Below are 19,065 nucleotides of genomic sequence, written 5' to 3'. Positions count from 1 at the left end.
TGCCCCCCGGGGTGAGGTGGCCCGGCTCACCGCGAACCTCGCCGCGCTGCGCACCCTGCGGACGCTCCAGGCCGAAGACCGGCCGGCCACCGCCGAGGAACAGGCGGTGCTGGCCCGCTGGTCGGGGTGGGGTGCGGTGCCGGGGGTGTTCGAGGGTCGCACCGAGCACCGCAACCACGAACGGTTCGCGGCGGCCCGCGAGGAACTGCGGCAGTTGCTCGACGAGCGGGAGTACGCGGCGGCCGAACGCAACACCCTGAACGCGCACTACACCGACGCCGCGTACGTCCGCGCCATCTGGGACGCGGTCACCGCCCTCGGGTTCGACGGCGGCGACGTGCTGGAACCGGGCTGCGGGCCGGGCACCTTCATCGGCCTGGCACCGGGCAACGCCCGGATGGTCGGGGTCGAGGTGGAACCGGTCACCGCCGGGATCGCCGCCGCGCTCTACCCCCACGCCACCATCCGTACCGAGTCGTTCGCGGACACCCGCGCGCCGACCGCGACGTTCGACCTGACGATCGGCAACGTGCCGTTCGGGGCCTTCGCGCTGGCCGACCGGCGATACAACCCGGGTAAGCACTCGATCCACAACCACTTCCTGATCAAGAGTTTGCACCTGACCCGGCCCGGTGGGCTGGTGGTGGCGCTGACGTCCCGCTACACCATGGACGCCGCGAACCCGGCCGCCCGGCGGGAGATGGCCGCGGTGGCGGACCTGGTGGCCGCCGTGCGGCTGCCGACCGGCGCGCACGAGGACGCCGCCGGCACCAAGGTCGTCACCGACCTGCTGATCCTGCGCCGCCGGGAGCCCGGCCAGGAGCAAGCGGGGATGGCCTGGGAGCAGACCCGGGAGATCGACGTCCCCGGCGGTGACACCGTCCACGTCAACGAGTTCTTCGCCAACCGGCCCGACCGGGTCCTCGGGGACCTGTCCCTCGGCCGGGGCGCCCACGGGGCGCAGGACCTGGTCGTCACCGGGTCCGGCGACACCGCCGCCGACCTGGCCCGGGTGCTGGGTGACGTCGTCGATGAGGCTCGCCTCGCCGGGTTGACCCTGACTCCCCGCGTCGAGGCCGGTCCGACCGCGCCGGTCGCGGTCCTGGCCGCCGTCGGCCGCGAAGAGGGCCACATCGAAGCGCTCGACGACGGCACGTTCACCACCGTCCTGGCCGGTCAGGTCGTCGAGCACAAGGTGCCCGCCACCCAGGCCGACGAACTGCGGGCGTTGCTGCTGCTGCGCGACACCGTGACGGCGCTGCTGCGCGCGGAGTCGTCGTCGCTGGACGACGGCGACGAGCACCCCGACGGGCCACCGGTCGGCTCGGCGGCGTTCCTGCGGATCCGCCTCAACACCCTCTACGACGCCTACGTCGCGCAGTACGGGTACCTCAACCGCTACGACACCTACACCCGCCGGCAGCGCAACAAGACCACCGGTGAGCTGGAGACGATCCTCGATGAGGAGACCGGCCAGCCGAAGCTGTACCGCAACTACCCCCAGCTCGCCGGATTCCGCGGAATCGACCCGTACGCCGCCACGGTGTTCGCCCTGGAGAACTTCAACGACGACACCCGCACCGCCACCAAGGCGGACATCTTCAGCAAGCGGGTCATCCTGCCCCGGGCGGCCCGCCTGGGTGCCGACAGCCCCGAAGACGCGCTGGCGATCTGCCTCGACGACCACGGCGCGGTGCTCCTGCCGGAGATCGCCCGACTCCTCGGCGTCGACGAGATCCAGGCCCGGGAAGTCCTCGGTGAGCTGGTCTACGACGATCCCGCCACCGGCCGGCCGGTCGAAGCCGCCGCGTACCTGTCCGACAACGTCCGCGCCAAGCTCGACCAGGCGCTGATCGCCGCCGAGGACGACCCGAGGTTCGAGGTCAACGTCCGCGCGTTGCAACGGGTCCTGCCCCGCGACGTCGGCCCCGGCGAGATCATGGTGTCCTTCGGCGCCCCGTTCATCGACTACCAGGACGTGCAGGCGTTCCTCCAGGAGATCCTGCGCGATCCGCGGCTGAGGGTGATGCACCCCGGCGGATCGGACTGGCAGGTCAAGGGCAGCCGGACCGGGGTCCTCGCCCGGTCGACCTGGGGCACCGCCGGCATGTCCGCTCCGGACCTTGCGCAACGGCTGCTGACCAAGACCCCGATCCGGGTGTTCTACGAGGTCGAGGAGGGCAAGCGGGCGTTCGACGTGGAGGCGACCGCCGCCGCGCAGGCCAAGGCCGTCGAGCTGGAGGAACGGTTCGAGTCCTGGGTGTGGGAGGAACCGGAGCGGGCCGCCCGGATCGCGGCCACCTACAACCGGATGTTCAACGCCCACGTGCCGCGCTCGTACGTCGGCGTGCGGCGCAGCTTGCCCGGCATCTCGGTGGAGTTCAAGCCCCGCCCGCACCAGATCGAGGCGGTCACCCGGATCGTCAACGAACCCGGGGTGGGCCTGTTCCACTGCGTCGGCGCGGGCAAGACCGCCGTCATGGCGATCGGCGCGATGGAACTCAAACGCCTCGGGCTGGTCAACAAGCCCGCCATCGTCGTCCCGACGCACCTGCTCGAACAGTTCTCCCGGGAGTTCCTCCAGATCTACCCGCAGGCCCGGGTCCTGGCCGCCGGGCAGGACGACACCAGCGCCGCCCGCCGGCAACGGTTCGTGGCCCGCTGCGCCACCGGCAACTGGGACACCGTCATCATGGCCGCGTCGTTCTTCGAGACGCTGCGGCTGTCCGACGACGAGCAGCGCCGCTTCCTCGACGGGGAGCTGAAAGACCTCCGACAGAAGATCGAACGCGCGCACGCCCAGGCCGTCGCCAACGACGAGGACCCGGGCCGCAACGCCGCCGTCAAGCGGCTCCAAGCCTCCCTGCTCCGCACGGAAGAGAAGATCAAGGCGAAGTTCGACAAGCCGACCGACCCCGGCGTGACATTCGACCAGACCGGCGTCGACTTCATCTTCCGCGACGAGTGGCACGACCTGAAGAACGACACGATCATGTCGAGCATCGCCGACGCCAGCAACGACGGCTCGAACCGGGCGATCGACTTCCGCGCCAAGCTCGACTTCCTGCGCCGCCGCTACGGGCAGCGGGTGGTGTGCGGGGCCACCGCCACCCCGATCGCCAACAGCGTCCGCGAGCTGTACGTCGTCACCCGGCACCTGCGCCCGGACCTGCTCGAATCCACCGGCACCATGGACTTCGACACCTGGGCGTCGGTGTTCGGCAAGGTCGTCACGTCGGTGGAGATCTCACCCACCGGCAGCGGCTTCCAGACCAGGTCCCGGCTGGCGAAGTACACCAACGCCGCCGAGCTGTCGCTGATGCTGCGCACCTTCGGCGACATCCGCACCCCCGACGACCTGCAACTACCCACCCCGCTGCTGACCGTCAACGCCGACGGGCACCGCGCCCCGCACGTCATCCCCATCGACCCCGCGCCCGAGCTGGTCGACTTCATCGCCACCCTCGACGACCGGGTCGAGTGGTGCCGCAACCACCCCCGCGAACGGGAGATCGACAACATCCTGAAGATCTCCGGCGAGGCACGGGCCGCGTCGCTGGACCTGCGGCTACTCGGCATGGCCCAGGACACCCCCGGGAAGATCGACGTGGCGGCCCGCAACATCGCCGAGATCTGGCAGGCACACCGCGACACCCGCTACCTGGCCGACCCGGACGCCGCCAACCCGGTCGAGCACCCGACACCGGGCGCCCTGCAGATCGTGTTCTGCGACCTGGGCACCCCCAAGAAGGACCCAGACCGGTGGACGGCGTACGAGGCGCTGCGCGACCGGCTGGTCGACCTGGGGATGCCCCGCGACGCCGTCCGGTTCATCCATGAGGCCGGCAGCGACAAGGAGAAGGCCAACCTGTTCGCCGCCTGCCGCAACGGCGACGTGTCCGTGCTCATCGGCTCGACCGGCCGGATGGGCACCGGCACCAACATCCAGAACCGGGCCGTCGCCCTGCACCACCTCGACTGCCCGTGGCGGCCGGCCGACATCACCCAGCGAGACGGCCGCATCATGCGCCAGGGCAACCAGAACGCCGAGGTCAGCATCTACCGGTACGTCGTCACCGGCTCCTTCGACGCCTTCAGTTGGCAGACCGTCGCCCGCAAGGGCGGCTTCATCGACCAGATGATGCGCGGCACCGTCGCCCGAGAGATCGAGGACGTCTCCGACGAGACCCTTCAGGCCCACCAGATCAAGGCCATCGCCACCGGCAACCCGCTGCTCATCGAGAAGGAAGAGTTGGGGATGGAGCTGGCCCGGCTGGAACGGGCCAACCGATCCCACCACAACACCCACGCCGCCCTGGAGAGGCAGATCCGCGAGCTGCACCAGTGGATCGCCGTCGACGAGCGGCGCGTCGACGCCCTGGACCAGACGATCGCCCAACGCCAGGACGTACGCGGGGACAAGTTCCGGATGACCGTGGCCGGCCACCACCTCGACAAGCGGCCCGACGCCGGCCGCGCGCTGCAACACGCCCTCACCGCCGCGTCCGCCGGCCTCGGCTCCACCGAGCAACGCGACCAGGTGCCGCTGGCCACGCTGGGAGGCTTCGACATCACGGCGACCATCTGGAACGGCCGCGACGGAGTCCTGGTCTCCCTGACCGTCAACAACGACTCCGGCATGACCACGCAACTGTCACTGACCGACGCCACCACCGGTGACGCCACCGGCCTGATCCGCCGCCTCGAACACCACCTCGCCTCCCTGGAGACCCGACGCGGCCAGCTCGTCGCCAACATCGCCGGCCAACGGGAAGAGATCGAGCGGGCCCGCGCCCAACTCGGCCAGCCCTTCGCCCGCCACGACGAACTCGTCAGCACCCGCCGCCGGATGCGGGCCGTGTCCGCCGCCGTCGACGCGATCGCCGACCTCGACTCCGTCCCGGTCAGCACCACCACCGCACCGGCCGTACCCGTCACCCTCAACGACGCCTGGATGCCCGACCAGGTACGCGACAGCCTCACCGACGACGAACGCACCTGGCTGAACGCCCGCATCGACCGCGTCGCCAACGCCGGCACCGTGCAAGCCGCCGTCCGCGCCCAGGACGACGTCGCCGCGTTCGCCGCCACCTTCGACAGGGCACTCACCACCATGCTCGGCGACCCGAACGAGCCCAACCTGTCCGTCGCGATCTTCCTCAAGTGCGACGACCCCGACTGGCGCACGAGCCTGTTCAACGCCGCACGCCAAGCCGTCCACGACGCCGTGCAAGCCGCGCCAGCACCGGCGGCCGCCGCAGCCCTGGGCGACGCCAGCGCAGTTCGGCCCGAAACCGGCCCATCCCCGGCCAGTCCGCTCACACCAGCCGCCACCGTCGCGGCTGCCGTCGCCGCCAAGGCGTTCATGCCTGCGGCCAGCACGCCGCGAGCGGCAACCGCGTCTCCCGCTCCTGCGACCACCCACCGGGCCGTCCACCACGACCACGTACCCGAGCGGTAGCCCGACCGCGTCCTCGCGCTTTCTGAATGCGTGGTCGCCACCCGCGTCCGGTCACGGTGACGTCCCGGCGAGCGACCGGCCGATGCGAGCGATACCGGGTCGTCAGTCGGTGGGCGCTGTCCAAATACCGGCGCATCCCTCACAGCTTCCGAAGGTCGGCAGGGGAACCCGACCCTCCTTGCATTAATAAGTAGGGCAACCTACTATTTAATGCATGACGAACCCGCCCACTATCGCCGACCTGTGCGCCGCACTCACCGCCGCCGGCAGGAAGCCCTACCCCGATCAACGCGCCCGCGCCCTGATGGATCTCCAGAACACCGCCACCGCCGCCATCGCCGCCGCCATCGACGCCGCCGTGGTCGAAGCCACCCAGGTCTACGGCCGCCGAGACACGGCCATGCGCCTCGACCTCGGCACCGATGAGGTCGGACGCCGTGTCACCGCCCACAACACGCGTACCGGCACCCCGGGCCGCCGAGGACGCCCCACCCGCACCACCATCCGCTGCACCGCCACCACCGACACCGAACGGCAGCAGCAGCTTCGGCAGTGGGTCACGAAGTACGGGATGTTCCGAGCCACCACCGGGCACCCGCAAACGGAAGCCGACGGCATCCGGATGATGCGGTATGTCCTGGTCATCGACCAGGACCTCATGGACCGCGACGGCCCAGTCGCAGCCCTGGACAACGGGGCCATCCTCGCCCTGGAGATCCCCGACCCGGACGGCACGCTCAGGCAACGGGCGGAGGCCGGCGTCATGGCGGCTATCGACCAGGCCGCCGGTCAGGTCCTACGGGTCACGCTGGAGGACCTAGTCGACGGGGCGGACCGCCCTCGCGTCACTCCCCAGTTCGACCCGTGGGCAGTGGAGTCCCTCGACCAGCAGCCGGCCGACTGATGCCACGCCGGGACATCGAATGCCAGTGCGGCCACACCGAGCGGGTCTTGCTGCGCGGCCCCAACACCCGGGGCCAACACGACCAGGCCGCAGCGCGACTTGCTCGGCAGGACTGCACCGACTGCCGCGCCAACGCCGCTCGCCGCCGACAGGCAGAACTGGAGCACCGCGCCGCCAGGATCGCCGCTGTCGCCGACTGGCCGACCTTGGACGGCACCGCCGCTCAGGCCGCACTGGCCGCCGAGATCCGGGGCACCCTGCTCGCCGAGTTGGTAGCCCGCATCTGCGACGGCGCCACCGACCCCATCGCACTCACCCTCGACGCTCTGGTGCGCGAGCACGGCCACGGTGGCGACTACCGCGACTGGGACAGCGAGCCCGACCCCATCGCCCGCGTCTACCTGACCGCCGCCCTCCGACAGGTCAGCGCACGATGGTGGATCGACCGCCGCGATCTGGCCAAGAGACCACGCACCCCCGTCGACCTGGTGGACGGCAGCGGCCCTGCACACCTGACGTACGGAGGGCTGCTCGGCGCGGTGGAGTCGGTGATGAGCGCCGGGGAACTGACCGAAATCATGGCGGCCACAAGCCGCAGGACGACCAACCCGGCCGAGTAGAACGCGCAGCGGCGGCGTCCACCGGGGCCCGGTGGGTGCCGCCGCACTAGCGCCCTGGCACCTCGGGTGAGGATGACCGGCCTACCGACGCCACCGTTCCCCGCTCCTCTGCCTCGCTGCTGGCCTGCGGCGCAGCAACAGCATCCTGGGTCGAGACGGGAAACGCCCGAGCGGTCGTCACCGCCGGGCCGGCCACAGGACTCTCCGCTGTTCGATCAACTCGGGCCAGGATTTCCGTCTGGTCCGCTGGCTGTTCCCCCCCGAATACCCGCATCGTGTCCTGCGGTCTGCGATAGGCCGCAAGCCGGTTAACGGCATACGTGACCTGCTTGATCGTCTCCCGCGAGGTGGACTCGCTGTCGATCCGATCAGCAGTCTGCTTCCGCTCTGTCCAGTAGGCGACCGCCGCCGCGCGAAGGCGCTCACCGTCAACACCGCCCGCACGCCGAATCCCCGCCTGCTCCACGGCGGACAGAACCATACGGCTGGACTCCTCCGGGCGGGCCGACTGATCCTGAGCTTCGCCTCGGTCGCGGTCCATGGTCACCGTGCCGAGGTCGATCCGCCCGGCGAGCTGGTCCTGCACCACCCGGCACGCGAACGCTGCTGGGGTCCGGGCCCGGTCCACGAAGCCGGGGACACCGCGTAGGAGTTGCTGCACGTCGTGACCGGCCTGCTGCGCCTGGTCCAGCGTGTACGCCAGAGCGCCCCACGCCTCACACTCGAGCACCCGGTCGGCCCGCTGCCCAGATGGCCATGCTTTGCGGACCTCAGCGGCCATCCGCTCCTGCCTGTCCCGGACCGCCTCTTCGGTCATCGCCGGTCGGCCCGCCCGGTCCGTGGCCTCGCTCACCGCCCGGTCGACGGCGTCGGAAAGCACCTCGATGTCGTCCGGTTCCCGCGCCGGCTCGGGCTTCCCGCCTGCCTGGCCGGTTCGCTTGGCGAGCTGGTCGACCACCACCTGCCGGGCCTGTTGCGCCCGGGGGTCGACGTGCTGCCACGTCGATGCGGCACGCCACACCTGGGCGATGTCCTCCGTCCCCGCAGTGCGCCACCACCCCGGCCGCATCGCCGGCCGCCACACCGCCGCATCGGCCTGCTGTGCCGCCCGCGCCTGCGCACGGGTCTGCCGGGCCTGCTCCTCGCTGGCCCGCGCGGCCCGTTGTAGTTGCACGATGCGGACCTCGATCAGCAGCTGGGCCAGTTGGCTGGCGGCCTGGATCGCGGCGGTCATCGCCGCGGTGGCCCGTTGGTGGAACTCGGCCATCTCGTTATCGGGCACTACCTTGTCCTCCTCAACGCGAATCCCGGTCGACGCTCGGATCGACGCGGGGTCGGACCGGGCCCGGCACGGTGTGGGCCGGCCGCTGCGGCAAGCCGTTCTGGGTGGGCACGCGCACCTGGTCGACGGGTGGGGCACTCGACTGGAGCAGGGGCATCAGGTGTGCGGCGGCAGCAGCAGCCGCGCCGGCAGCATGGGCCTGTTGCTCCGCGGCGCGCAGCTCGGCCAGCGCCACGACGAGCCGGGCCGCCTGGACGACCACGGCGAGCAGGACCGCCGCTTCGCCACCGTCGCGGGCGTGTCCGGCGACCAACAGGGCATCCGCCACCCGCCCCAACTCCCGGGCGACCGACGACGACGCGGGCGCTGGCGCCCGGCGCGGCGGTGCCGCCGCGCGAGCCAGGGCATCGGCGGCCCGGCTCACCGGGCCACGTCCCGACGGTTCGGTGGCCGCCGCCACCCGAGCGAGTAGCTCGGCGCTGGCCCGCGCCACCGCTGGCCACTTCGGCGAGCCGGGAGCCACCCCCGCCAGCCGGCCGGCGACGTCCTCCAGCACGGCGGCGGACGAGCGCCACACCGCCATCCGGTCCTCACTGCGCAGGCGCGATTCTGCGGAATCCGCTGCCTTCCACTGCTCGGCTGACGGGCGCTGCGCCTCGGGCCACCGTTTGCGGACCTGGGGCAGGCTGAGGTCTCCGTCCAGGCTGCGCCCCGCGTACCAGGTCGGCTTGCCCACCCCGGCCGGCCGTAGCGCGACCGCGTACCCGACCACCTGGTTCGGGTCCTCCGCCGCCGTCCGCGCAGCGACGAGCAGCCCCGCGCCCTTCATCCGCCCGACCCAATCGGCTTCGCTGTCCGCCCCAGCCAGGGCCGCCCGAACCTGGCGGCGCAGCAGCTCCCGGTCCGGTGCCTGACCGCTGCGCCGGGCCCGGTCGACCTCCGGCCGGCTCAACTCTGGCCGCTTCGTCGCTCCCGCCCGGCCGGGCGTCCACTTGCCCAACCCAAACTCATCCTCCAGGAGGTCGGCGACCTGCTGGCTGCGCCGCTTGTCCTGCCGCAGCCACACCGGTGCCCCGTCTTCGGTGGCGAGGGTGACGACCAGGTGCACGTGGTCGTTGCCGTTGGCCGACAGCCCGTGCCGCACCGCGACCCACCGGCAGCCGGCCCGCTCCGCGTCCCCGGTGAAGCCCATCTCGGCGACGAACCGGCCCGCGATGCGGCCCCAGGTCGCGTCATCGAGCTGCCCTTCCTGGGCTGGCAGGCTCAGCGAGCACTGCCACACGTACTGCTGCACCCCGCGCTCCCCGGCAGCGATCTGCGGCGCTTTCAACCGCGCCCCCAGCTCCCCCAGCGACCATTTGCCACCGCCGTCACGCTGCTTCGGGGCGAGTAGCGCCACATCGTCGTACCCAGCGACCAGGTGCGGGTTGACGTGTTCTTCGGCCTTTCCCGGACCGAACAGGTACCGCAGCAGCCCGTCGACGTCGGTGCCGTACGTGACCTTCGGAATCATCAGCGGCGGCCCGTCTGCGCGGCGGCGATCGCGGTGACCAGCTCGTCGACGCGCGCCGCGACCCGGGCCAGGTACGCCGCCGTCGCGGCCAGATCCCCGGATGGCTCACCGGTGGAGTGCAACCGGGCCACGGCCTGGTTGAGGTTGTGCGCCGCACCGCGCACCTGCCGATGCGCACCCATCAACTCGACCAGCAGTGGACCCGCTTCGCCCCCGCCGCCGCCGGTCGGGGCGGGCACCAGTGGTGCCGTCCCGACCTCGGCCAGGTAGGCCGAGGTAGCCATCCGGGCCGCCGCCGCGTTCGCCTCGACCGCCGCCATCTCCGCCTCGGACAACCGCACGGTCACCCGGTGCACGCGCGGATCATCGTCGTTGTGGGCACGCCGTCGGCGCTCGCTCACACCGAACCGGACCACGCCGACCTGCGCAGGGTCAACCACGTCGACCACCCTCCCGACGAGGGTGTCCCGTCGTCTCCTGACCGGCCGCGACGCGGCCCGACTGACCAAAAGTCAGACTTTTACTCCAACTTGCTTCCCCGCCGAAGGCGATCGTCCGTGTGCCTACGGTGCGGGGGCGCGGCGACGCACACCACACCCGACGGCGCACGCGAAAGCCCGCGACGCGGGGCGAGGGACGAGGGACCGAGGGTCAGCCCCTGGTCCTGGTCGACGCCCTCGACGGGCAGTACCAACACCTTCGCCGGCGGGCCGCCCCGCCGCAAAAGCGGTACCGCACCGATCGATCTTGACCGCTAAGCTCAGCGCCCATACCCACCCGACCGTCGTGATCTTGGGGAGGACTCCATGGTCGAGCAGAGCGCCAAAGCTATTCGAAGCGAGACCGAGAAGGCGGCCCTGCGGCTCCTGCGCGAGCGCGCCAACCTGGTCGGAGAGGCCGCGACGGCGCGGCACGAACGCGACCAGCTCGCCGACGCCCTGCGCCAGGCCAACGACCACTACAACGTGCGGTACTCCGCAGCACTGGCAGGCGGCTGGACGCCCGATGAGCTGACCAAACTCGGCCTGGACGCACCCGACCAGGGCCCGGCCCGTCGCCGCCGCCCGGCACGGTCGCCGGCCCCGAACCCGCCGAGCAGGTCGCGTCGCCCGACCACCCGGATCAACCCTGATCCCCGGACCCTCGACCATCCGGTGGTCTCCCTGCCCCCAGGCAGGGAGACCACCGGATGCAGCCCGGTCATGACGCCGGCCCCAGTGGCGCACCCCGCTGCAGCATGAACGGCACCGGGTCGACCGCATTGGTGCTGTTGGCATGGAACGGCCCTGGCCGCACCTTGAGGTGCACCTCGAAGTGCAGGTGAGGACCCGAGCTGCCACCGCTGCTGCCCACGAACCCGATGACCGCGCCGGCCGTGACCTGCTGACCGATGGACACCTCGGGACGCCGGATCATGTGGCAGTAGCGGGTGACGGTGCCGCCCGGGTGCCGGATGTCGACGTACCACCCGCAGCCACGCTGACGGGTGTTGCCGTCCCGGTCGCACGTGGTGTACCAGTCACACTTGACCTGCTCCACCACCCCAGCCGCCGCCGCCCGGATCTCGTCGCCGCGAATGCCGGCCTTCGACAGGTCCACGCCCGCGTGCAGCCGACCCCCCCGCGACCCGAACGGGCTCACGACCTTCGCACGGACGGGCTGCACCCAACCGCCGGGACCAACGAACACCGGCCCCAGGTCGTCAGCCCCACACGGTGCCGTCGGTGCCCCGCCGCCAATGTCGTCGATGCTCGGCAGCCCAAGAACCTGCGCGGCGAGCTGCTCGGCGTCGTCCTCCCACTTCTGGTACGCCTCCGGCAGGCCGGAGCGCTGCACGGCTTGCGCCGCATCGGTCAACCGCATCCGCTCCCAGCCGTCGACCCGCACCAGGGCCTCATAGAACTTCCCGGCCGCGTAGCTGGGCGTCATCCGCTCACGCACGCTGCCCCAGCCGGGCCTCTGCTGGAACAACCCGACCGAGTCGTGATCGCGGCCCACACCTTCGTGCGGCAGGGTCAGCGACTCGGGCACGTTGGCGTTGGCCAGGTTGCGCAACGTGGACTCCTGCATCGCGGTCGCCAGCGCGATGACGTAACCGCGCGCCGGCACCTGGCGCTGCCGGCCGACAGCGACGATCGCAGCGGCGTTCGTCGTCTCCGCGCTACCCCACGATCCGACCCCCGGCACCGGCGAGCCGGCCACCGACGGCACCTCGCACCCCGCCGCTTCTGCGCTGGCTTGCCCGAACATCATCAGCGGCAGCCCGACCATGCCACCGCACAGCACCGCGACGACCGCCACCACCGCCACACCAACGGCGATCGGCGCACGGTTCACCGGCTGACCGCCCGACGGAAGTCGGCGTCCACGACAAGCCACCGACCATCCACGCCAGCGAGCCAGACCGTCAGCGTCCCGGCATCCGTGGGCACCTCGAACACCGCCTTGCCGTCCTGCGGCGCGTGCTTGACCACCGGCTGGCCCGTCACCCGCGTGGCCGGCACCCGGGACGGTTCCACCGTGCGCAGCGACCGGGCGAAGCTGTCCTCACAGCTCGCCGCCACACCCCGCCACCACGTCGCCGCCGACAGGTCAGACCGCGCCCACGCCGCCGCGAACGTCGCCGCCACCGACGCCGCCCGGTCCGCCGCAGGCGCGGGCAGGCTCGGCGCGTCGCGGTCGTGGTCGTCCCCGCCCGGCGGCTCCACGCTCGACGCCGCCGATCCACCACCGGCCACGGCCGCCGGATACCCCGGGCTGCTGTCCACTGGCGCAGGCGTCTGCCGACTGACGGCGGGCGCGCACCCCGCCATCACGACCATCGCCAACGTCACGCCCGGCACAATGGAACCAGCCCTATCGATGCAGGCAGATGCATAGCCTTTCCGTGCCATCCGACGCCTCCCCCGTGGTGCCTTTCGCGTCCTATTGCAGCGAGGGATAACCATAGATCCATTCGGAAACGCAGTGCTACTGTCGGGTACTCATCGGTGACCTTGACACGCGGGGGAGGCATCGAGTGACGGGGTGTAGCTACGCGCGGGGGCACGGCTGTCGATGAAGACGACCACCGTGGCGAGGACGCGCACCCGTCCCGGCCCCGCTCCCGCGCTGCCCTTCGCCGTGATTCCGCCGAATCTGCCCGCATGGCCGCCCGTGTGGTGGGTCGGCTGCCACGGTGGCGCGGGCGTCACCACGCTCGTGCGGCTGACCGGCATCGGGCTGGACTTCGGCAGCCGTGGCTGGCCGCTCGTCACGCCGGCGACGCCACCGGCCCACGTCGTGCTGGTCTGCCGTGCCACGGCATCCGGAACCTGGGCCGCGACCGGCGCGATCGAGCAGTGGCGTCGCCGCTCCGGCATGCCCGGCCCGGTGGCGGTGCTCGGCGTGGTCGCTGTCGCCGCGTCCCCGCGCCGCCCACCGCGCATCGTCACCGACCGGCTGCACCTGCTGCGCGGCTGGGCGCCAGCGGTGTGGAAAGTCGGCTGGGTCGACGCCCTACTCGCCGCCGACGACCCTCACGACGTCGGCGCATCCCCGGACATCGAGGCACTACGCCACGCGATCCGGCAGAAGATCCACCCACCCCAAGAGAGTCCACGATGACCCTGATCGAACACCTCGACCACCTGCGAACCCACCTCGACCACCTGATGGCCGCCGCTCCCGAGCCCACGAACGCGCCGGTCCCCGACCCGGGCGGTGGTGCACCCCCACCCGGGGTGGGAGACAAGATCCTCACCGTCCTCAAGTGGGTCGCCTACCTGGCCACCACCGCCTGCGTCGGCGGGGTGCTCTACACCGCCGCGAAGATGGCCATCTCGCACCGCCGCGGTGACGACAGCAACATCTCCCAGCTCGGCTGGGTGTTCGCCGCCTGCATGCTCATCGGCAGCGCGTCCGCGGTGGTCTCCGCGCTGATCTAGGAGGAACCGATGTCGCGCTCAACCCAGGACTTCGCCGACCGTCCGCCCTGGACCCGTCCGGGGTTCATCGCCTCGGCGGTGCTGGCGCTGATCGTCCTCGTCGTCGGGGCCATCATCGCGGTGTCCACGCTCACCGACGACGGCACCGGCACGACCGGAAAGGCACCCTCGGCGAGCCCTCCGTCCGCTGACAGCACCGCGCCGCAGGCCCTGCCGACCGTCGTGCCGACCACCGCCCCGTCCGGCGTGCGATGGGAACTCGTCGGCCAGAACGCGGTGCCCGTGAGCGCGTCGGCGGGACCGGCCCGCCTCAGCGGTGGCACCGCCGCTGGCTACGCACACACCCCCGAGGGCGCGCTGATCGCGGCAGCGCAACTCAGCGTCCGGGCCGGCTACTCGGCCGGCCGCCAGTCGTGGGAACCCACGATCGAGCAGCAGTTCGAGCCAGGCGACGACCGCGACCGGCTCCTGGCGGCGCTCCGCAACGCTGGTGACGCCCCGGCCCAGGCCGGGGAACTCAGCCAGATCGCCGGCTTCAGCTTCCAGTCCTACAGCCCGGACACCGCCGTGATCGGGCTGGCCTTCCGCGCACCGTCCGCCGGCACCGCGCGCTACCACATCCTGTCGCTGACGCTGCGCTGGCGTGACGGAGACTGGCGCATGGTCGCCCCACCTGCAGGCGCATGGACGTCGGTGAACCGGGTGACCACCGACCTCGTGGGGGTCGTCGAGTGGGGTGCGCAGTAGTGCCCTGCACCCCGGTCATCGATCCGACGTGCATCCCCGGTCAGATCGTGCAGAACACCGCCGGTCGGTTCCTCGACGAGCTGGCCGACCAGGCGTCACAGGCCGCCGCGAAGATGTTGGAGACGTTGGTCGCCGGGTGGTTGGCCATCCCCAGCCCCGTGGTGTCGCAAGAGTCCGGGGTGATCAAGCACCTGCAGGCGTACACCGCCTGGGCAGTCGCTGCGATCGCCGTCGGCTCGGTGCTGTTCTCCGCGACCAAGATGGCCCTGGAGCGTGACGGCCGGGAAGCCGGCGCGCTCGGCAAGAACCTCGTCCTGCTGGTCGTGATCGCCGGAGCGGGTGTACCGGCCGTGCGGATACTCACCGAGATCGGCGACGCCTACGCGGACTGGATCCTGTCGGCCTCCGCCAACGGTGACCTCGGCAAGCGGCTGCTCCTGCTCACCCCGGCCGTCGCCAACACCACTGGCCTGCCAGCGCTGGTGGTGATCGGCATCTCGATGATGCTGTTCCTGTCCTCGATGGTGCAGCTCCTACTGCTGTTGGCCCGCAACGCCGGCCTGGTGCTGCTGGCCGGGCTCCTTCCCGTGGCCGCCGCCGTCGGCGGCTCCGTACGCAGCCGCTACCTCACCTGGCTGCTGGCCCTGGTGCTCTACAAGCCGGCCGCAGCGACGATCTACGCGGCGGTGTTCTGGCTCGGCCAGGGTCAGAGCCTGACCGACCTCCTGACCGGGCTGGTCATGTTCGCCATGGCCATCGTGGCGCTACCCGCCCTGATGCGGCTCATCGCCCCGGCCGTGTCCGTGCTGTCCGGCGGCGGTTCCGGCGGCGTGGGCGTCGCTGCCGCGTCCGGAGCCGGACAGGTCGCCTCCGGAGCGGTACGACTCAGCGGAAGCGGTTCCGGTGGTGCCGGCGCTACGGGCAACAGCGGCGCGGCCGGCGGCGGACGCCCCGGCGGGGCAGGCCCGACCCCACCGGCACCCCGCCCGTCAGGCGGCGGATCGATGCCAGCCATCGGCGGATCGGGCTCCGCAGGCGCATCGGGAGCCAAAGCGGCGGGAGCAGGTGCCGGATCCGCGAGCGCGGGAGCCGGAGCGTCCGGTGGCGCGGCGGCCGGTGCGGGCGCGGGAGCAGCCGCCGCAGCCGGCCCCATCGGTATCGCCGCTGTCGCGGCCGTCGCCGCCGCCAAGGCCGGCCCGGCAGCGGTACGCAAGGTCGGCGGCACCGCATCCGGAGCGATCGACGGTGAGGGCTCGTGAGCACCGGCGTGCGGGAGCAGACCCGCGACCAGCGCACCTACGGCAACTGGCGGCTCGGTCGCGGCGCTGGCCTGTTCGGGCTCGGCCCGGTCGGCACCATCGCCGCGTTCCTGGTCATGGTCCTCGCCGCCGCGATGCTGCCCGTGTCCGTGCTGGCCTCCCTGGTCACCGCGACCACCGGGCTGCTGGTCCTCGCGCCGCTGGCGATCCGGATCAACGGGCGCACCGGATTCCAGGTCATCACCGCCCGCGTCGCCTGGTGGCTGGCCCGGTCCCGCCGCCACCACATCTACGTCTCCGGGGCCGCGTCCCGGGTGGCCGCCGCCCACCAACTGCCCGGTGTGCTGGCCCGCTCCGAGGTGTACGAGGTGGAGACCGGCCGCTCCGGCGTCGTCGCCGTGGTGGTGGTCCCCCAGAGCCGGCACTACACCGTCACCCTGCGCTGCGCCCCCGAGGGCATGGACCTCGTCGACCAGGGCGTCATCGACGCCCGCGTCGGGCACCTGGCGTCCTGGCTGTCGGCGCTGTCCCGCGAGCCGCAGCTCGTGCAGGCCCAGGTGACCGTCGAGACCACCCCGGACCCGGGCACCCGGCTCGCCGCCGAGGTCGCCGCCACCAGCCGACCGGACGCGCCAGCGCTGGCGCTGCAGGTCCTCGACGACGTCGTGCAGTCCTACCCGGCCGGGTCGGCGACCGTGGACACCCAGGTGTCCCTGACCTACACCGCGCCGCCCGGCAGGTCGATGTCGCACGAGGACGTGTGCCGTGAGGTCGCCGCCCGGCTGCCGCACCTGCACGCCGGGCTCACCGGCGCGACCGGCGCGGGCATCACGCCGATGTCCGCCCGTGGGCTCGCCGGGGTGGTGCGTGCCGCGTACGACCCGGCCGCCGCCCTGGACCTCGCCCGCGACCCCCGGCTGACCCCCGACTGGCCCCAGGCCGGGCCGGTGGCCACCCGGGAGAGCTGGGACTCCTACCGCCACGACTCCGGGGTGTCGCGCACCTGGTGCCTGGTGGAGGCCCCTCGCGGGGTGGTGTACAGCCGGCTGTTCTCCCGGCTCACCGAGCCCGACCCGCAACTGCTGCGCAAGCGCGTCACCATGATCTACCGGCCGTACTCCCCCGGCGAGGCGGCCCGCCTGGTCGAGTCCGACAAACGCGACGCCCGGTTCCTGGCCAGCAAGAAGCACCGCGCCAGCGCCCGGGACCTCACCGACCTGGCCGCCGCCGAACAGGCCGCCGAGGAAGAGGCCACCGGCGCGGGAGTCGTCCGGTTCACCGTGCTGGTCACCGCCACCGTCGCCGACGACAAGCACCTCGACGAGGCCACCGGCATCATCCGGGCCCGCGCCGGTGAAGCCCGCCTGGCGCTACGCCCGATGTACGGCTGCCAGGCCGCCGGGTTCGCCGCCAGCCTGCCCGCCGGAGTGGTCCTTCCCACCCACGCCACCATCCCCTTCTAGGACGTGCCCGGTATGACCATCAGCACCCGCGACGCCACCCCACCCCCGCCACGTCGACCCGCCGGCCGCCGACCCGGCCGGCTCGGCCACAGCGGGCCCGGCGGCGGCGCCTGGTCCTACATCGAGCCACCGACGGAGTACCGGGGCACCACCGTGCAGGTGTGCGGCCTGTTCCCGTTCGGCACCGGCGCGTCGACGCCGATGATCGGCGTACCGATCGGCCGGCACCTCTACACCGGCAGCGCGGTGTGCTTCGACCCGATCTCCTGGTACACCCGCGCCCGCCTGATCAACAACCCGTCCGTGTGGATCGAAGGCGAACCCGGCATGGGCAAGTCCACCGCCGTGCGGCGGATGGTCCTCGGCCTCACCGCCCAGGGCGTCACCCCGCTGATCCTCGGCGACCTCAAGCCCGACTACGCCGAACTGGTCCGTGCCCTCGGTGGGCAAGTGCTGCGCGTCGGGCCCGGCCTGGACCGGATCAACCCCCTCGACGCCGGCCCATGGCGGCAGGTCCTCGACCGCGTCGACGAGCGCACCGCCGCGGTGGTGCGCTCCGCCGTCACCGACCGGCGGCTGAACATGCTGGTCGCCCTGGCCACCCTGGTCCGACGCGGACCCGTCAGCTCGGACGAGACCACCGTGCTGTCCGCCGCGCTGCGCTACCTCGCCGACCGCGAAACCGACCTCCCGCCGGTGCTCTCCGACGTCCTACGCGTCATCCGCGACGCCCCACCGGAGGTCCGCGCGGTCACCCTCTGGCAGGAAGACCAGGACCTGCACCGCTTCCGCGACGAGACCAACGGACTACGCCGCACCCTGCTGGCGCTGCTGCACGGCCCCCTCGGCGACACCTTCGAGGGGCAGACCACCACCGCGATCCGCCTCGACACCCCCGCCGTGTGCGTCGACATCTCCAGCATCGACGACACCGACGAACTACGCACCGCCGCGACCCTCCTGTCCACCTGGTCGTATGGCTTCGCCCAGGTCGAGGCCGCGCACCTGATGGCCGACCTCGGTCTCGCTCCCGCCCGCACGTTCTTCACCGTCCTGGACGAGCTGTGGCGGGCGCTGCGCGTCGGGCACGGCCTGGTCGACCGCGCCGACGGCCTCACCCGGCTCAACCGGCAGAAGGGCACCGGCACCGCGTTCATCACCCACTCCCTGGCCGACCTGGAAGCCCTGCCCACCGCCCACGACCGGGCCAAGGCACGCGGCTTCGCCGAACGGTCGGCGGTGCTGATGATCGGCCCCTGCTCCGAGCAGGAACTGGACGCCGTCTCCCGGGTCCGGCCGCTGTCGCACGCCGAACGACGGGAGGTGCTGTCCTGGTCGGCGCCGCCGTCCTGGACGGCCACCGAGGGCAGCGAGACCGTCGGCCGGGGCAACTTCCTCATCAAGGTCGGCTCCCGACCGGGCATCCCGGTGCACCTGGAGCCCACCGAGACGGAGAAGCGCCTCGGCAACACCGACTTCCGCTGGACGATGGCGTGAGCCGCCCGGCCGGGCCACGCGGCGGCCACGACGACGCCGGCCTCATCGCGGGCGGCATCGCCGCCCTGGCCCTGGTCCTGGCCGTCGGGGCGTGGCTGCCGGTCCTGCTCACCCGGCCACCCGGCTACACCGCAGGCGGCCCGATCCGGGTGGCCCTGGCGGTGCTGCGCGGCGAGATCACCTGGACCACCGCCTGCACGCTCGTCGTGGTCGCCGAGGTCGCCGTCCTGGCGCTGCTGACCACCGCGGCGGTGACGGCCTGGCGGTGGTCACGCCGGCGTCGCACCCGGGTCGACTCTGCCGCCCGCCGGATGGCCACCCGCACGGACCTCGCCCACCTCGGCCCCCGGGGCGTCGCCGACAGCGGCCGGCGGCTACGGCCGAGCCTCGCCG

Annotated in this window: 15 protein-coding genes and 1 pseudogene; 11 read left to right on the top strand and 5 right to left on the bottom strand. The window is 72.2% G+C overall.

Annotation, left to right across the window (positions count from 1 at the left end; all coding sequences use genetic code 11):
* The first annotated feature begins 16 nt into the window (after window positions 1-16).
* The 3 genes from J7462_RS00080 to J7462_RS00070 all read left to right on the top strand — a co-directional run bounded on the left by J7462_RS00080 (window position 17) and on the right by J7462_RS00070 (window position 6,985).
* On the top strand, window positions 17-5,461 hold the full coding sequence (locus tag J7462_RS00080; protein WP_308290664.1) for a DEAD/DEAH box helicase family protein: 5,445 nt from the start codon (window positions 17-19) through the stop codon (window positions 5,459-5,461).
* A gap of 214 nt (window positions 5,462-5,675) precedes the next feature.
* Window positions 5,676-6,365 (top strand): hypothetical protein, encoded by a 690-nt coding sequence (locus J7462_RS00075; RefSeq protein WP_219459920.1) that lies wholly within the window; start codon window positions 5,676-5,678, stop codon window positions 6,363-6,365.
* Window positions 6,365-6,985: a hypothetical protein gene (locus J7462_RS00070; RefSeq protein ID WP_219459918.1), complete on the top strand. Its 621-nt coding sequence runs from the start codon at window positions 6,365-6,367 to the stop codon at window positions 6,983-6,985. Before J7462_RS00075 ends, J7462_RS00070 begins: the two co-directional genes overlap by 1 nt.
* Before the next feature lie 46 nt (window positions 6,986-7,031).
* Here the strand turns inward: J7462_RS00070 and J7462_RS00065 are convergent, their stop codons facing one another.
* Genes J7462_RS00065 through J7462_RS00055 form a run of 3 tightly spaced genes read right to left on the bottom strand, consistent with a single transcriptional unit; the run spans window position 7,032 to window position 10,220 of the window.
* Window positions 7,032-8,267, bottom strand: coding sequence for a hypothetical protein (locus J7462_RS00065; RefSeq protein WP_308290663.1), 1,236 nt, complete (start codon window positions 8,265-8,267; stop codon window positions 7,032-7,034).
* Window positions 8,268-8,280: 13 nt separating this feature from the next.
* On the bottom strand, window positions 8,281-9,780 hold the full coding sequence (locus tag J7462_RS00060) for a relaxase/mobilization nuclease domain-containing protein (protein ID WP_219459916.1): 1,500 nt from the start codon (window positions 9,778-9,780) through the stop codon (window positions 8,281-8,283).
* A complete protein-coding gene (locus tag J7462_RS00055) occupies window positions 9,780-10,220 on the bottom strand; it encodes a hypothetical protein (RefSeq protein WP_308290662.1) in 441 nt (146 codons plus the stop codon). The genes J7462_RS00060 and J7462_RS00055 overlap by 1 nt, the downstream gene beginning before the upstream one ends.
* A gap of 366 nt (window positions 10,221-10,586) precedes the next feature.
* Between J7462_RS00055 and J7462_RS31570 the strand changes: the two genes are divergently transcribed.
* On the top strand, window positions 10,587-11,021 hold the full coding sequence (locus tag J7462_RS31570; protein ID WP_255597509.1) for a hypothetical protein: 435 nt from the start codon (window positions 10,587-10,589) through the stop codon (window positions 11,019-11,021).
* Here the strand turns inward: J7462_RS31570 and J7462_RS00045 are convergent.
* Both J7462_RS00045 and J7462_RS00040 read right to left on the bottom strand, forming a co-directional pair.
* The gene (locus J7462_RS00045; protein WP_219459909.1) at window positions 10,981-12,117 is read right to left on the bottom strand and encodes a peptidoglycan DD-metalloendopeptidase family protein; all 1,137 of its coding nucleotides are present in this window, start codon (window positions 12,115-12,117) and stop codon (window positions 10,981-10,983) included. The genes J7462_RS31570 and J7462_RS00045 overlap by 41 nt on opposite strands.
* Window positions 12,114-12,518 (bottom strand): hypothetical protein, encoded by a 405-nt coding sequence (locus J7462_RS00040; RefSeq protein WP_219459907.1) that lies wholly within the window; start codon window positions 12,516-12,518, stop codon window positions 12,114-12,116. The genes J7462_RS00045 and J7462_RS00040 overlap by 4 nt, the downstream gene beginning before the upstream one ends.
* A 319-nt stretch (window positions 12,519-12,837) precedes the next feature.
* On the opposite strand from J7462_RS00040, the gene J7462_RS00035 reads away from it, so the two are divergent.
* The 7 genes and pseudogenes from J7462_RS00035 to J7462_RS00005 all read left to right on the top strand — a co-directional run.
* Window positions 12,838-13,386 carry a hypothetical protein gene (locus tag J7462_RS00035; protein WP_255597508.1) on the top strand — a complete coding sequence of 183 codons (549 nt, stop codon included), beginning with the start codon at window positions 12,838-12,840 and terminating at the stop codon, window positions 13,384-13,386.
* Entirely contained in the window at window positions 13,383-13,706 is a 324-nt protein-coding gene (locus J7462_RS00030) for a hypothetical protein (protein WP_255597507.1), read from the top strand. The genes J7462_RS00035 and J7462_RS00030 overlap by 4 nt, the downstream gene beginning before the upstream one ends.
* Before the next feature lie 9 nt (window positions 13,707-13,715).
* Window positions 13,716-14,453, top strand: a complete 738-nt coding sequence (locus tag J7462_RS00025; protein WP_219459905.1) for a hypothetical protein — start codon at window positions 13,716-13,718, stop codon at window positions 14,451-14,453.
* Window positions 14,453-15,712 carry a hypothetical protein gene (locus J7462_RS00020; protein ID WP_219459903.1) on the top strand — a complete coding sequence of 420 codons (1,260 nt, stop codon included), beginning with the start codon at window positions 14,453-14,455 and terminating at the stop codon, window positions 15,710-15,712. The genes J7462_RS00025 and J7462_RS00020 overlap by 1 nt, the downstream gene beginning before the upstream one ends.
* The gene (locus J7462_RS00015; protein ID WP_219459901.1) at window positions 15,709-17,175 is read left to right on the top strand and encodes an SCO6880 family protein; all 1,467 of its coding nucleotides are present in this window, start codon (window positions 15,709-15,711) and stop codon (window positions 17,173-17,175) included. Before J7462_RS00020 ends, J7462_RS00015 begins: the two co-directional genes overlap by 4 nt.
* A 12-nt stretch (window positions 17,176-17,187) precedes the next feature.
* The gene (locus J7462_RS00010; RefSeq protein ID WP_219459898.1) at window positions 17,188-18,672 is read left to right on the top strand and encodes an ATP/GTP-binding protein; all 1,485 of its coding nucleotides are present in this window, start codon (window positions 17,188-17,190) and stop codon (window positions 18,670-18,672) included.
* A pseudogene (locus J7462_RS00005) lies at window positions 18,669-19,065 on the top strand (conjugal transfer protein); the annotation flags it as partial. The gene J7462_RS00010 and the pseudogene J7462_RS00005, both read left to right, overlap by 4 nt.

The sequence above is a fragment of the Micromonospora sp. RL09-050-HVF-A genome, assembly GCF_019374995.1.
Taxonomy (GTDB): domain Bacteria; phylum Actinomycetota; class Actinomycetes; order Mycobacteriales; family Micromonosporaceae; genus Micromonospora; species Micromonospora antibiotica.
Note: the sequence above shows the minus strand (reverse complement) of the source record. Positions and strands in the feature narration are given on the sequence as shown.

What these genes read in the sequence shown, in the direction of transcription:
- J7462_RS00075 (WP_219459920.1), top strand. Translation starts at nt 5,676, where the DNA reads ATGACGAACCCGCCCACTATCGCCGACCTGTGCGCCGCACTCACCGCC.
- J7462_RS00070 (WP_219459918.1), top strand. Translation starts at nt 6,365, where the DNA reads ATGCCACGCCGGGACATCGAATGCCAGTGCGGCCACACCGAGCGGGTC.
- J7462_RS00060 (WP_219459916.1), bottom strand. Translation starts at nt 9,780, where the DNA reads ATGATTCCGAAGGTCACGTACGGCACCGACGTCGACGGGCTGCTGCGG.
- J7462_RS31570 (WP_255597509.1), top strand. Translation starts at nt 10,587, where the DNA reads ATGGTCGAGCAGAGCGCCAAAGCTATTCGAAGCGAGACCGAGAAGGCG.
- J7462_RS00035 (WP_255597508.1), top strand. Translation starts at nt 12,838, where the DNA reads ATGAAGACGACCACCGTGGCGAGGACGCGCACCCGTCCCGGCCCCGCT.
- J7462_RS00030 (WP_255597507.1), top strand. Translation starts at nt 13,383, where the DNA reads ATGACCCTGATCGAACACCTCGACCACCTGCGAACCCACCTCGACCAC.
- J7462_RS00025 (WP_219459905.1), top strand. Translation starts at nt 13,716, where the DNA reads ATGTCGCGCTCAACCCAGGACTTCGCCGACCGTCCGCCCTGGACCCGT.
- J7462_RS00010 (WP_219459898.1), top strand. Translation starts at nt 17,188, where the DNA reads ATGACCATCAGCACCCGCGACGCCACCCCACCCCCGCCACGTCGACCC.